The following is a 13,189-nucleotide window of genomic DNA, read 5'->3' on the forward strand; positions in this document are numbered from 1 at the left end:
AGCGTCAGCGCCACCGGGCAATTGAGTTAGAGACACCTACGATTCACTGCACGTTTCAGGAACCATCGCCCATGACACAGACGTTAAGCCAGCTTGAAAACCGCGGCGCTTTCATTGAACGCCACATCGGACCGGACGCCGCGCAGCAGCAAGAGATGCTGAATGCGGTTGGTGCCGAGTCGTTAAACGCGCTGACAGGTCAGATTGTGCCGAAAGACATTCAGCTCGCGACTCCGCCGCAGGTTGGCGAGGCGGCAACCGAATATGCCGCACTGGCGGAATTAAAAGCCATCGCCGGGCGTAACAAGCGCTTCACGTCCTACATTGGCATGGGCTACACAGCCGTGCAGCTACCGCCGGTTATCCTGCGCAACATGCTGGAAAATCCAGGCTGGTATACCGCCTACACTCCTTATCAGCCGGAAGTCTCTCAGGGGCGTCTGGAAGCGCTGCTCAACTTCCAACAGGTGACGCTGGACCTGACGGGGCTGGACATGGCTTCCGCCTCGCTGCTGGATGAAGCGACCGCCGCCGCTGAAGCGATGGCGATGGCAAAGCGCGTCAGCAAACTGAAAAATGCCAACCGTTTCTTTGTCGCCTCTGATGTCCATCCGCAAACTCTGGACGTCGTGCGTACGCGTGCCGAAACCTTTGGCTTTGACGTCATTGTAGATGACGCGGCGAAAGCACTGGATCACCAGGATGTGTTTGGCGTGCTGTTACAACAGGTAGGCACCACAGGTGAAATTCACGACTACAGCGCACTGATTACTGAGCTGAAATCCCGTAAAGTTGTGGTCAGCGTCGCCGCCGATTTTATGGCGCTGGTGCTGCTGACGGCTCCGGGCAAACAGGGCGCGGACATTGTTTTCGGCTCTGCGCAACGCTTCGGCGTACCGATGGGGTACGGTGGCCCGCACGCGGCGTTCTTTGCCGCTAAAGACGAATTTAAACGCTCCATGCCAGGCCGTATTATCGGCGTCTCAAAAGATGCGGCGGGCAATACCGCACTGCGCATGGCGATGCAGACTCGCGAGCAGCATATCCGTCGTGAGAAAGCGAACTCCAATATTTGTACCTCGCAGGTACTGCTGGCTAACATCGCCAGTCTGTATGCCGTTTATCATGGTCCGGTCGGTCTGAAGCGCATCGCTAATCGTATCCACCGCCTGACCGATATTCTGGCGGCAGGTCTGCAGCAGAAAGGCTTAAAGCTGCGTCATGCGCATTACTTTGACACGCTGTGTGTGGAAGTGGCTGATAAAGCTGCGGTACTGGCGCGTGCGGAAGCGGCGGAGATCAATCTGCGCAGCGATATTCATAACGCGGTTGGTATTACGCTCGATGAAACCACCACCCGTGAGAATGTGGCGCAGTTGTTCAATGTTTTGCTGGGCGCCAGCCACGGTCTGAACATTGAAACACTGGATAAAGACGTGGCGCTTGATAGCCGTTCCATTCAGCAAAGTATGCTGCGTGACGATGCGATTCTGACGCATCCGGTATTTAACCGTTACCACAGCGAAACCGAGATGATGCGCTACATGCACTCGCTGGAGCGTAAAGATCTGGCGCTGAATCAGGCGATGATCCCGCTGGGTTCCTGCACCATGAAGCTGAACGCCGCCGCCGAGATGATTCCTATCACCTGGCCGGAATTCGCTGAACTGCACCCGTTCTGCCCGCCGGAACAGGCCGAAGGATATCATCAGATGATTAGCCAGCTTTCTGACTGGCTGGTGAAACTCACCGGGTACGACGCCGTCTGTATGCAGCCTAACTCCGGCGCACAGGGGGAATACGCGGGGCTGCTGGCGATTCGTCACTATCACGAAAGCCGCAACGAAGGGCATCGCGATATCTGCCTGATTCCGGCCTCTGCTCACGGCACTAACCCTGCTTCTGCACATATGGCAGGAATGCAGGTGGTGGTTGTGGCGTGTGATAAGAACGGCAACATCGACCTGGACGATCTGCGAGCAAAAGCAGAACAACATGCTGCGAACCTCTCTTGCATCATGGTGACCTATCCGTCCACCCACGGCGTCTATGAAGAAACGATCCGTGAAGTGTGTGAAGTTGTGCACCAGTTCGGCGGTCAGGTTTACCTTGACGGCGCGAACATGAACGCCCAGGTCGGCATCACCTCACCGGGCTTTATTGGCGCAGACGTTTCGCACCTCAATTTGCATAAAACTTTCTGCATTCCGCACGGCGGCGGCGGCCCAGGCATGGGACCGATCGGCGTGAAAGCGCATCTGGCACCGTTCGTACCGGGTCATAGCGTGGTGCAAATCGAAGGCATGTTAACCCGTCAGGGCGCGGTGTCTGCGGCGCCGTTCGGTAGTGCCTCTATCCTGCCAATCAGCTGGATGTACATCCGCATGATGGGTGCAGAAGGCCTGAAGCAGGCAAGCCAGGTCGCGATTCTTAACGCTAACTACATTGCCAGCCGTCTGAAAGATGCCTATCCGGTACTGTATACCGGTCGCGATGGCTGTGTGGCGCACGAATGTATTCTTGATATTCGCCCATTGAAAGAAGAAACCGGCATCAGCGAGCTGGATATTGCCAAGCGTCTGATCGACTACGGTTTCCATGCGCCAACCATGTCGTTCCCGGTGGCGGGCACGCTGATGGTAGAGCCGACGGAATCTGAAGGTAAGGCCGAGCTGGATCGCTTTATCGATGCGATGCTGGCTATCCGCGCAGAGATTGACCAGGTGAAAGCCGGTGTCTGGCCGCTGGAAGATAACCCGCTGGTGAACGCGCCGCACATTCAGAACGAACTGGTCGCCGAGTGGGCGCATCCGTACAGCCGTGAAGTTGCCGTATTCCCGGCAGGCGTGGCAGACAAATACTGGCCGACGGTGAAACGTCTGGATGATGTTTATGGCGACCGTAACCTGTTCTGCTCCTGCGTACCGATTAGCGACTACCAGTAATTTACTGATTCGACTGTCTTCTAAAGGCGCTTCGGCGCCTTTTCAGCTTGTTAATAAAGTGCGCTTTGTTGATGTCGGATGCAGTGTGAGTGCCTTATTCAGGCTACAAAGTGTTACTAATTCAATATATTACAGTAAATCGTTGGCTCCTGTCAGGCAACCTGGCGTTTGTATCAGTGTATTAGCCAGAATTAAATTACCGCTTTTTTAGAGTCTAATGATTCATTGTGCATCATTTTTACCTTGCTGTTATTTAATCAAAATAACACGGTGTATTTACATGTAGTTACAAATAGTTTCTCTCCGGAATCGTTATTTACCTCTCAATATAGTTACAAAAATTTCCGTATATTAAATTCATCAAGTTATTAATTTAAATTATAAATTAAAAATAAACATAAATAACGTAAATATTTATTAACTTAGCGCTTTGTTTTTTATACCTGGAGGGAATAATGAAACGATTTATATTTCTGCCATTAATGACATATTTTCTATTAATGAATGCAATGGCAGCTAACGGAGAAAATAATCCCAGTAATCTATTAGGTGCACCAGTTAATACCGCTATTTCTGGTGGTTCAGTATTGCCGGAAGGAAAGTTATTAACCGCCGTGAATAGCTCATTTCGCGATAAAGATCATCAAATCGAGGGGCACGGAAGTCCGGATGTTTACTCCCAGATATGGTTATTGAAGATTCGTTACGGTTTGACCGACAGACTGGAATTATCAACTGTGGGGTCGTATATCAATAACAAACGAGACAATCTGTCTCCTGAGCACATAGAGGGAATGGGCGACCAATCGGTGGGGGTCAATTATGCTTTAATGAGCCAGCGAAGAGGTGATCCGTTTTGGGTTACGGTAGGTGGGGCATTATTACTACCCACCGGGCAAGATGGAGATAATCATTTGCCTGGGAATAGCGCCTGGGGAGGAAGAGTAACACTCACTTTAACAAAATTATTTACTCCTAACATTAAAGGGGATATGGGTTTTGTATATCAGGGACCATTTGAGCGCGGTAACCAGGACGTGAAACGAGGTAACGAATTCCAGTGGAATACCCAGGTGCGGTATATGTTTAGCGATTTACCGCTGGATCTTGGTCTGGAAAGTGCCTACAGCAATAATGCCTCTGGAACGAAAAAACTGTCTAATGGCAGCGTAATTAATAACCATTCTGGAACTACCGAATGGGTTGTTGGTCCGTCATTTAATATTGCCGTCGATTCACTGAAATTATGGTTTGGTGCCGGAGCCTTCTTCCCGGTAATGCAGGAAGCGAAGTCGCCAACCAAAATGGAAGATGTACGCTGGGAATTTAAAATAGGTAAGACCTGGTAAGACTCGTTCAAAGTGTTACCCGCCGACTGGCGGGTAACGTGCAGGAGTTAAAGCTTCTCGCCGTTGCTGGCAATCACCTCTTTGTACCAGTTGAAGCTCTTCTTACGCGAACGCGACATATCGCCCGTACCGTCATCGTGCTTGTTCACGTAGATGAAGCCGTAGCGCTTGCTGTACTGCCCGGTGGTGAACGACACGCAGTCGATGCAGCCCCACGGCGTGTAGCCCATCAGGTCGACACCATCGTAAGTCACCGCTTTTTTCATCTCTTCAATATGGGCGCGCAGGTAGTCAATGCGATAGTCGTCGTTGATGCTGCCATCTTCTTCTACTTTGTCGTAAGCACCAAAACCGTTTTCGACAATAAACAGCGGCTTTTGATAGCGTTCGTACAGTTCACACAATGAATAACGCAGGCCCACCGGGTCAATCTGCCAGCCCCAGTCAGAGGCTTTAACATAGGGGTTCGGTACGCTGCCTTCAAAACCGGAAATAGCATCGCCGCTACCGCCTTCGGCTTTGACCGCGTTGGTCATGTAATAACTGAAACCAAGATAGTCGCAGGTGCCTTCGCGCAGCACTTCAAGATCGCCATCTTCTATTTTGATGTTAAATCCGCGGCGCTCCCACTCGTTCAACACATAGGACGGGTAATAGCCGCGCAGCTGTACATCGGTAAAGACGTAGCGTTCACGCATCGATTCCTGAGCAAACATCACATCTTCTGGTTTGCAGGAGAAGGGATACAGCGCGACCATCGCCAGCATACAGCCAACTTTCATCTGTGGATTAATACGACGTGCCGCTTTCACCGCCAGGGCGCTGGCGACAAACTGATGATGTAAGACCTGATACATGGTTTCTTCTGGATTCTCATGCTCGGTATACACCACGCCGGAACAGCAGTAGCCAAACAGCGGCGCGCGCCAGTTTCGCTGGTTGTTAATTTCGTTGAAGGTCATCCAGTATTTGACCTTATGCTTGTAGCGTTCAAACACGACTTCAGCAAAACGGACAAAGAAATCAACGACTTTACGATTGGTCCAGCCGCCGTAGTGCTGGACCAGATGTAACGGCATTTCAAAGTGGGAAAGGGTGATGACCGGTTCGATGTTGTATTTGAGCAATTCATCAAACATGTCGTCGTAGAATTTCAGACCGGCCTCGTTTGGCTGGGATTCGTCGCCATTCGGGAAGATACGCGTCCAGGCAATAGAGGTACGGAAGCATTTGAACCCCATTTCGGCGAAAAGACGGATGTCTTCTTTGTAATGTCCGTAAAAATCCACCGCCTCGTGGTTCGGATAGTATTTGCCAGCAACGACATTCTGGGTAATTTCGCGTGGCACGCCGTGTGCGCCGCCGGTTAGCACGTCGCAGATGCTGGGGCCTTTACCGCCTTTATTCCAGCCGCCTTCAACCTGGTGTGCAGCAACCGCGCCGCCCCATAAAAAATCTTTTGGCAGGGTGAGTTTTCTCATTGTTGCATAATCTCAATTTATTTAGTCTGTTATCATTCATTCTGCACCAAATGACATGTAAAGCGTACGCAAAATTCCAGGGTGCTCGCGTGTCGGGGCAAGAACACATTCAGATCGTAACATCCACTTCAAGGGGCCATATTCAGGGGGATAACCACATGCAGCCAAATGACATTACTTTCTTTCAACGTTTCCAGAATGACATTCTGGCAGGGCGTAAAACCATCACTATTCGTGATGCCTCCGAGTCCCACTTTAAAGCAGGCGATGTGCTACGCGTGGGGCGGTTCGAAGATGATGGCTATTTTTGCACAATCGAAGTGACAGGAACGTCAACTGTGACGCTGGATACGCTGAACGAAAAACATGCGCAACAGGAAAATATGTCGCTTGATGAGCTGAAACGGGTCATTGCTGAAATCTATCCCAACCAGACGCAATTTTATGTGATTGATTTTAAATGCCTTTGATAAACATGAACGCGTGTTAGTTGAGTTTTTGTAATTAACTTATTGAATAATAAACAAAATTTAATTTTGCGAATTTATTTTAGCTAACATGTGTTCACTGGAACCATTCTCAGTTACGCTAGAGGCGCAGTTCATCGTTATGAACGTTTCTCCGGAGTAAGTTATGGTGCAAAAACCATTAATGACGCAGGGATATTCGCTGGCTGAGGAAATCGCCAACAGTATTAGCCACGGCATTGGATTGGTATTTGGTATTGTCGGCCTGGTGCTGTTGTTGGTTCAGGCGGTAGAGGCGAATGCGGGTATGACGGCTATCGCCAGCTACAGTTTATATGGCGGGAGCATGATCCTGCTTTTTCTTGCCTCAACGCTTTATCATGCCATTCCTCATCAGCGGGCAAAAATCTGGTTAAAGAAATTTGATCACTGCGCTATCTATCTGCTCATTGCCGGAACCTATACGCCATTTCTGCTGGTAGGTCTGGATTCGCCGCTGGCGCGCGGACTAATGATTGTGATCTGGAGCCTGGCGCTATTCGGTATCCTCTTCAAGTTGACGATTGCGCACCGATTTAAAGTGCTTTCACTGGTTACGTATCTGGCAATGGGCTGGCTGTCGCTGATAGTGGTTTATCAGTTGGCGATTAAGCTGGCGATAGGCGGCGTGACGCTGCTGGCGGTAGGTGGCGTCGTTTACTCGCTGGGCGTAATTTTCTATGTTTGCAAACGCATACCTTATAACCACGCCATCTGGCATGGCTTTGTGCTGGGCGGCAGCGTGTGCCACTTCCTGGCCATCTATTTGTATGTGGGACAGGCGTAATTCCCGGATGCCCGTGCCGGATGGCGGCGCTGTCGTACCTTATCCGGCCTACGAGAGCAGCACGTGCGAGCCTGATGGCGTTGCGCTATCAGGCTATCCGACTTTTAACGTGATATCACTCTTCCAACGAGTAAGGCAGCGGGACGATATGCAGGGTGTTGGCATCGTCGCGAACACGGAAGACGCTTTCGGCTTCTAAATCGTTATTCATGACGGCCTGAACCAGTAACTGACCATCGTCCAACTGTGTCGCCGCCAGAATAGCGCCGGTACGACGCCAGTTCTCGCCCATCTGTAGCTCCAGATCTTCTCCTGCTTCCGGTACCCGGCTGGCTTTGCCCGCCAGCAACCAAAGCGCGCGTTTATTGGCACCGCGGAATTTTGCCCGTGCGACCATCTCCTGTCCGGTGTAGCAGCCTTTCTTGAAGCTGATGCCGCCCAGCGCCTGTAGGTTAGTCGCCTGGGGGATAAACTGACCGCTGTTCGCCGCGTCAATCACCGGAATGCCTGCTTCAATATCCAATGCCAGCCACTGTTGGCTGTTATTCAGTTCGGCTTCGCCATGCAACTTCTCTGTTAACATGTTGGCCGTCGCGACATCGGTGACAAGCAGGAATCGTTCCGCAGGATGTTCAAACCATAGCAGCGTGGAGGCGCCGTCTCTGACCACCTGATTTTCGCTATTGGGCAGTTCGCTAAAGACATTAGCCAGCGCCGCGCGGGCCTGAAAACCTGCCACGCCAAGCAATACGCGTTCGTCATCCGGCGCGATGACCACTTTGGAAAATACGGCGTACTTTTTCAGCTCCGTTAATTGTGCTTCACGCACGCTACGGCGTTCAATCCAGGCGAAACCGTCGCGCTCACGGAACAGGCGCAGAGTGCTCCACATCTTACCTTTAGCATCGCAGTGGGCGGCGAGAAGGTGTTGCTGTTCAGTCATCTGGCTTACGTCAGCGGTGACCTGGCCCTGAATATACTTTTCACTGTCTACGCCGGTAATGGTCGACAGCGCCCAGTCGTCAAGCGCGATCAGCGTCAGCGGCAGGCGGGCTGACGATGAAGGATGACGTGGCGGAAAGGAGATAAAAGCCATAAATAATGTCCTGGTTAGCTGCAACAATAATGGTTAATGGTAAAAGAGCCATCGGTCATTGCAAGTGCTTTAAATAGCCCATTGAGAGCGGATTGATCGTTTTGCGAGGCGGTATCCAAAATGGATGAACATATTGATTCCCAGCCTTTTATTTCGCGATCGCGTTCCAGATTACTGAGATTCCCGTAAAACAACGCCAAAAACACGTTACAATAGCCCGGTACTTCATTTTCGCGAGGCAGGAAGAACATGGATATTCACAATAAAGCACGTATTCACTGGGCATGTCGTCGCGGTATGCGCGAACTTGATATTTCCATCATGCCGTTTTTTGAACATGAGTACGATAGTTTAAGTGATGAAGAAAAGCGTATTTTTGTCCGTTTGTTGCAGAGTGATGACCCGGATTTATTTAACTGGTTAATGAATCACGGTAAACCGGCTGACGCTGAACTGGAACAGATGGTCCGACTCATTCAGACACGGAATCGGGAACGTGGTCCTGTGGCAATCTGATTTACGCGTCTCATGGCGCGCTCAGTGGATCTCATTGCTCATTCATGGGCTGGTTGCCGCGGTGATTTTATTGATGCCCTGGCCGCTGAGTTATACCCCGTTATGGATGATACTACTGTCGCTGGTCGTGTTTGACTGTGTACGTAGCCAGCGCAGGATTAATACCTGCCAGGGAGAGATCAAGCTACTCATGGACGGGCGCTTACGCTGGCAGGGGCATGACTGGACGCTCTTGCGTCCGCCCTGGTTACTGAAGAGCGGGATGGTGTTGCGTTTACGCGCAGAGTCTGGACGTCATCAGCATTTATGGCTGGCGGCGGATAGCATGGAAGAAGCGGAATGGCGTGAGTTGCGTCGGATACTGTTACAGCAGCCGATATCGCGCCAACACTGACGGAACGGCGTAAACGCGGTTCCGTCGAGAGGGAAATACAGCGAGTAAGGCTTCAGGCGTAGTGTTCGGCCATTTCGCCGAGAATTTGTTCACACCAGGTCTGTATACGCTCATCGCTGAGATCGTACTGGTTCGTTTCATCCAGCGCCAGGCCGACAAACAGTTGCCCATCCGCAATGACCGGTTTATTGCTGGTAAATTCGTAGCCTTCTGTGGGCCAGTAGCCGACAAATTTAACGCCTTTGAGGGCAAGTTTGTCATGCAACATACCCAGCGCATCCAGGAACCACTCACCGTAGCCGAGCTGGTCGCCCATACCGTAAAGCGCAACGATTTTGCCTTCCAGATTGAGATCGTCCAGTTGCTCCCAGACGGCTTCCCAGTCCTCCTGAATTTCGCCAAAATCCCAGGTGGGGATGCCTAAAATGAGCACGTCGTACTGCTCCATTAAGGCGGGGGCGTCATCCTTGAGGTTATGTAATGTCACCAGCTCCGGGCCGAGGATATCGCGAATTTTCTCTGCGGCCATCTCGGTGTAGCACGTGCTGGAACCGTAAAAAAGACCCATGTTCATTACGTTACATCTCGATTCTGCTATAGCGTTGCGGGTAGTGTAACAGAATCGCTGCATTCACGGCACAATGAGGCATAATGCACCAAAAGTAAGCGTGAAGTAGGGAGCGCGAATGGAACAGGATTTAGCGCGTATTGAGCAGTTTCTGGATGCCCTGTGGCTGGAACGAAATCTGGCGGAAAATACATTAAGCGCGTATCGTCGCGATTTATCGATGGTCGTTGCGTGGTTGCATCATCGTGGAAAAACGCTTGCGACGGCGCAGGCTGATGATTTACAAACGCTGCTGGCTGAACGGGTGGAGGGCGGATACAAAGCGACCAGCTCCGCACGCCTGTTAAGCGCTATGCGGCGCTTTTTCCAGCATCTGTACCGTGAAAAGTATCGTGAGGATGATCCGAGCGCGCAGTTGGCCTCGCCTAAGCTTCCGCAGCGTTTACCGAAAGACCTTAGCGAGGCGCAGGTTGAACGGCTCTTGCAGGCACCGCTTATTGATCAACCTTTGGAGTTGCGCGATAAAGCTATGCTGGAAGTGCTGTATGCCACCGGTTTGCGCGTGTCGGAACTGGTGGGGCTGACAATGAGCGATATCAGTCTGCGGCAGGGCGTGGTGCGGGTTATCGGTAAAGGCAATAAAGAGCGGTTGGTGCCGTTAGGTGAAGAGGCGGTATATTGGCTGGAAACGTATCTGGAGCATGGGCGTCCCTGGTTACTCAATGGCGTATCAATTGACGTATTATTCCCCAGCCAGCGTGCGCAGCAGATGACGCGGCAGACCTTCTGGCACCGTATTAAACATTATGCGGTACTGGCTGGAATCGATAGCGAAAAACTATCGCCGCATGTTTTACGTCACGCTTTCGCCACGCATTTGCTGAATCACGGCGCCGACTTGCGCGTTGTACAAATGCTACTTGGGCATAGCGATCTTTCGACGACACAAATTTATACGCATGTCGCAACGGAGCGTTTGCGTCAACTTCATCAACAGCACCATCCGCGGGCATGAGTGCTGACAGGAAAGGATAGTTTATGAAAAAGCGTTTTATGATGTTCACTTTACTGGCGGCGGCGTTTTCAGGCGTGGCCCATGCGGATGATGCGGCTATCCGTCAGTCGCTGGCTAAGCTGGGCGTTCAGAGTACGGAAATTCAGGCCTCGCCAGTGGCAGGGATGAAAACCGTCCTCACTCACAGCGGCGTACTGTACGTCACTGATGACGGCAAACATATTATTCAAGGGCCGATGTATGACGTGAGCGGCGCGCATCCGGTAAACGTGACGAACAAACTGCTGATGAGCCAGCTAAATGCGCTGGAAAAAGAGATGATCGTCTATAAAGCGCCGGATGAGAAACATGTCATTACTGTTTTTACCGATATCACCTGCGGCTATTGTCATAAGCTACATGAAGAGATGAAAGATTATAACGCGCTGGGGATCACGGTACGTTATCTGGCCTTCCCGCGCCAGGGGCTGGAAAGCCAGGCGGAGCAGGATATGAAATCTATCTGGTGCGCCAAAGACAAAAACAAAGCGTTTGATGACGCCATGGCAGGTAAGGGCGTGAAACCGGCAAGCTGTGACGTGAATATTGCTGATCATTATGCGTTGGGCGTGCAGTTGGGCGTTAGCGGTACGCCAGCCATTGTATTGAGTAACGGCTATGTGGTGCCTGGCTATCAGGGACCGAAAGAGATGAAAGCGTTTCTTGATGAGCATCAAAAACAGACCAGTGGTAAATAATACGCGTGAAACAACAGAGACAACTTCGTCGGCGTGAGGCTGATGAGACGGCGGAACTCCCCGCCGATCTTCCTCCATTACTACGACGTCTATATGCCAGCCGGGGCGTTCGTAGCGCCCACGAACTGGAGCGCAGCGTGAAAGGAATGCTGCCCTGGCAACAGCTTAGCGGCATAGATAACGCGGTGGAGATCCTCTACAACGCCTTTCGCGAAGGTACCCGCATTATTGTTGTTGGCGATTTTGACGCCGACGGCGCGACCAGTACTGCGCTAAGCGTATTGGGAATGCGTGCGTTGGGATGTGACAACATCAGTTATCTGGTGCCTAATCGCTTTGAAGATGGCTACGGTTTAAGCCCGGAAGTGGTCGATCAGGCGAAGGCGCGCGGCGCACAGCTTATCGTCACCGTAGACAACGGCATTTCATCCCACGCCGGCGTAGCGCATGCAAAGACGTTGGGGATTCCGGTGATCGTGACCGATCACCACCTGCCTGGCGACACGTTGCCGGATGCCGAAGCGATTATTAATCCCAATCTGCGCGACTGCGAATTCCCGTCTAAGTCGCTGGCGGGCGTCGGCGTGGCGTTTTACTTGATGCTGGCGTTGCGAACATTTTTGCGCGACAAAGGATGGTTCGACGAGCGCAACATCGCGCCGCCGAATCTGGCGGAGCTGCTGGATTTAGTGGCGTTGGGAACGGTAGCAGACGTTGTGCCGCTGGACGCTAACAACCGTATTCTGACCTGGCAAGGGCTAAGTCGTATTCGTGCCGGGAAATGCCGTCCGGGAATTAAAGCGTTGCTGGAGATATCGAATCGCGATCCGCAGCAGCTTGCCGCCAGTGATTTAGGCTTCGCGTTGGGGCCTCGCCTGAATGCCGCCGGCAGGCTGGATGATATGTCCGTTGGCGTGGCGTTACTGTTGTGCGACAACCTCGGCGAAGCGCGTGTTCTGGCCAGCGAGCTGGATGCGCTTAACCAGACGCGCAAAGAAATAGAGCAGGGGATGCAGGCGGAAGCGCTTATCCTGTGCGAAAAGCTTGAGCGCAGTAGTGAAACGCTTCCGGGCGGTCTGGCGATGTATCATCCTGAATGGCATCAGGGCGTGGTCGGAATTCTGGCGTCGCGCATTAAAGAGCGTTTTCACCGCCCGGTGATCGCCTTTGCGCCTGCGGGCGACGGCACGCTAAAAGGCTCAGGCCGTTCGATTCAGGGGTTGCATATGCGCGATGCGCTGGAAAGGCTGGATACGCTTTACCCTGATCTGATGATCAAGTTCGGCGGTCATGCGATGGCGGCGGGATTGTCGCTGGAAGAGCATAAATTCGAGCAGTTTCAGCAACGTTTTGGCGAGCTAGTAACGGAATGGCTCGATCCTGCCCTGTTGCAAGGCGAAGTGATCTCCGATGGTCCATTAAGCGCGGCGGAGATGTCTATGGAAGTGGCGCAACTGTTGCGGGATGCCGGACCGTGGGGGCAAATGTTCCCGGAACCGTTATTCGATGGTCGTTTCCGTCTGCTACAACAGCGTCTGGTGGGCGAGCGCCACCTCAAGGTGATGGTGGAGCCCATCGGCGGCGGCCCGCTGTTGGATGGCATCGCATTTAATATTGATACGACCTGTTGGCCGGATAACGGCGTGCGGGAGGTAGAACTGGCTTATAAACTGGACATTAACGAGTTTCGCGGCAACCGTAGTTTACAGATTATTATCGATGATATTTGGCCGCTATGATCGGGGCGATTTAACAACACTTTCGCTGTAATTAAGGGGCGAAATCCGCTAATATT

General features: G+C 52.0%; 12 protein-coding genes. 9 read left to right on the forward strand and 3 right to left on the reverse strand.

The window, feature by feature from the left end; translation table 11 throughout:
* The first annotated feature begins 71 nt into the window (after positions 1-71).
* Positions 72-2,945: an aminomethyl-transferring glycine dehydrogenase gene (gene gcvP / locus QEN32_RS04080; RefSeq protein ID WP_000194973.1), complete on the forward strand. Its 2,874-nt coding sequence runs from the start codon at positions 72-74 to the stop codon at positions 2,943-2,945.
* A gap of 455 nt (positions 2,946-3,400) precedes the next feature.
* Positions 3,401-4,294, forward strand: coding sequence for a transporter (locus QEN32_RS04085; RefSeq protein ID WP_000819373.1), 894 nt, complete (start codon positions 3,401-3,403; stop codon positions 4,292-4,294).
* A gap of 47 nt (positions 4,295-4,341) precedes the next feature.
* Here QEN32_RS04085 and bglA read toward each other — a convergent pair whose 3' ends face one another.
* Positions 4,342-5,775 (reverse strand): 6-phospho-beta-glucosidase BglA, encoded by a 1,434-nt coding sequence (bglA, locus tag QEN32_RS04090; RefSeq protein ID WP_001230152.1) that lies wholly within the window; start codon positions 5,773-5,775, stop codon positions 4,342-4,344.
* Between the two features lie 158 nt (positions 5,776-5,933).
* Between bglA and yqfB the strand changes: the two genes are divergently transcribed.
* Both yqfB and QEN32_RS04100 read left to right on the forward strand, forming a co-directional pair.
* Complete coding sequence (gene yqfB / locus QEN32_RS04095; protein ID WP_001182976.1) at positions 5,934-6,245, forward strand: N(4)-acetylcytidine aminohydrolase; 312 nt, start codon at positions 5,934-5,936, stop codon at positions 6,243-6,245.
* 163 nt (positions 6,246-6,408) lie between these two features.
* Complete coding sequence (locus QEN32_RS04100; RefSeq protein ID WP_000250289.1) at positions 6,409-7,068, forward strand: hemolysin III family protein; 660 nt, start codon at positions 6,409-6,411, stop codon at positions 7,066-7,068.
* A 115-nt stretch (positions 7,069-7,183) separates the two neighbouring features.
* On the opposite strand, the gene ygfZ is transcribed toward QEN32_RS04100, so the two are convergent.
* Positions 7,184-8,164, reverse strand: a complete 981-nt coding sequence (gene ygfZ / locus QEN32_RS04105) for a tRNA-modifying protein YgfZ (protein WP_000874176.1) — start codon at positions 8,162-8,164, stop codon at positions 7,184-7,186.
* A 249-nt stretch (positions 8,165-8,413) separates the two neighbouring features.
* Between ygfZ and sdhE the strand changes: the two genes are divergently transcribed.
* A complete protein-coding gene (sdhE, locus tag QEN32_RS04110) occupies positions 8,414-8,680 on the forward strand; it encodes an FAD assembly factor SdhE (protein WP_000351186.1) in 267 nt (88 codons plus the stop codon).
* Positions 8,661-9,074, forward strand: coding sequence for a protein YgfX (locus QEN32_RS04115; protein WP_061377829.1), 414 nt, complete (start codon positions 8,661-8,663; stop codon positions 9,072-9,074). The genes sdhE and QEN32_RS04115 overlap by 20 nt, the downstream gene beginning before the upstream one ends.
* Positions 9,075-9,126: 52 nt before the next feature.
* On the opposite strand, the gene fldB is transcribed toward QEN32_RS04115, so the two are convergent.
* The gene (gene fldB, locus QEN32_RS04120; protein ID WP_001055885.1) at positions 9,127-9,648 is read right to left on the reverse strand and encodes a flavodoxin FldB; all 522 of its coding nucleotides are present in this window, start codon (positions 9,646-9,648) and stop codon (positions 9,127-9,129) included.
* Between the two features lie 112 nt (positions 9,649-9,760).
* Here fldB and xerD point away from each other — a divergent pair, with 112 nt between their 5' ends.
* Genes xerD through recJ form a run of 3 tightly spaced genes read left to right on the forward strand, consistent with a single transcriptional unit; the run spans position 9,761 to position 13,133 of the window.
* Complete coding sequence (xerD, locus tag QEN32_RS04125; RefSeq protein WP_000434302.1) at positions 9,761-10,657, forward strand: site-specific tyrosine recombinase XerD; 897 nt, start codon at positions 9,761-9,763, stop codon at positions 10,655-10,657.
* Positions 10,658-10,680: 23 nt separating this feature from the next.
* Complete coding sequence (gene dsbC / locus QEN32_RS04130) at positions 10,681-11,394, forward strand: bifunctional protein-disulfide isomerase/oxidoreductase DsbC (protein WP_000745614.1); 714 nt, start codon at positions 10,681-10,683, stop codon at positions 11,392-11,394.
* A 5-nt stretch (positions 11,395-11,399) separates the two neighbouring features.
* The gene (gene recJ / locus QEN32_RS04135; RefSeq protein ID WP_000813380.1) at positions 11,400-13,133 is read left to right on the forward strand and encodes a single-stranded-DNA-specific exonuclease RecJ; all 1,734 of its coding nucleotides are present in this window, start codon (positions 11,400-11,402) and stop codon (positions 13,131-13,133) included.
* Positions 13,134-13,189 lie beyond the last annotated feature (56 nt).

It is taken from the genome of Salmonella sp. SA14318 (genome assembly GCF_029866905.1).
Classification (GTDB): Bacteria; Pseudomonadota; Gammaproteobacteria; order Enterobacterales; family Enterobacteriaceae; genus Salmonella; species Salmonella enterica.

Coding starts and splice junctions, on each gene's coding strand:
- gcvP (WP_000194973.1), top strand. CDS start 72: ATGACACAGACGTTAAGCCAGCTTGAAAACCGCGGCGCTTTCATTGAA.
- QEN32_RS04085 (WP_000819373.1), top strand. CDS start 3,401: ATGAAACGATTTATATTTCTGCCATTAATGACATATTTTCTATTAATG.
- bglA (WP_001230152.1), bottom strand. CDS start 5,775: ATGAGAAAACTCACCCTGCCAAAAGATTTTTTATGGGGCGGCGCGGTT.
- yqfB (WP_001182976.1), top strand. CDS start 5,934: ATGCAGCCAAATGACATTACTTTCTTTCAACGTTTCCAGAATGACATT.
- QEN32_RS04100 (WP_000250289.1), top strand. CDS start 6,409: ATGGTGCAAAAACCATTAATGACGCAGGGATATTCGCTGGCTGAGGAA.
- ygfZ (WP_000874176.1), bottom strand. CDS start 8,164: ATGGCTTTTATCTCCTTTCCGCCACGTCATCCTTCATCGTCAGCCCGC.
- sdhE (WP_000351186.1), top strand. CDS start 8,414: ATGGATATTCACAATAAAGCACGTATTCACTGGGCATGTCGTCGCGGT.
- fldB (WP_001055885.1), bottom strand. CDS start 9,648: ATGAACATGGGTCTTTTTTACGGTTCCAGCACGTGCTACACCGAGATG.
- xerD (WP_000434302.1), top strand. CDS start 9,761: ATGGAACAGGATTTAGCGCGTATTGAGCAGTTTCTGGATGCCCTGTGG.
- dsbC (WP_000745614.1), top strand. CDS start 10,681: ATGAAAAAGCGTTTTATGATGTTCACTTTACTGGCGGCGGCGTTTTCA.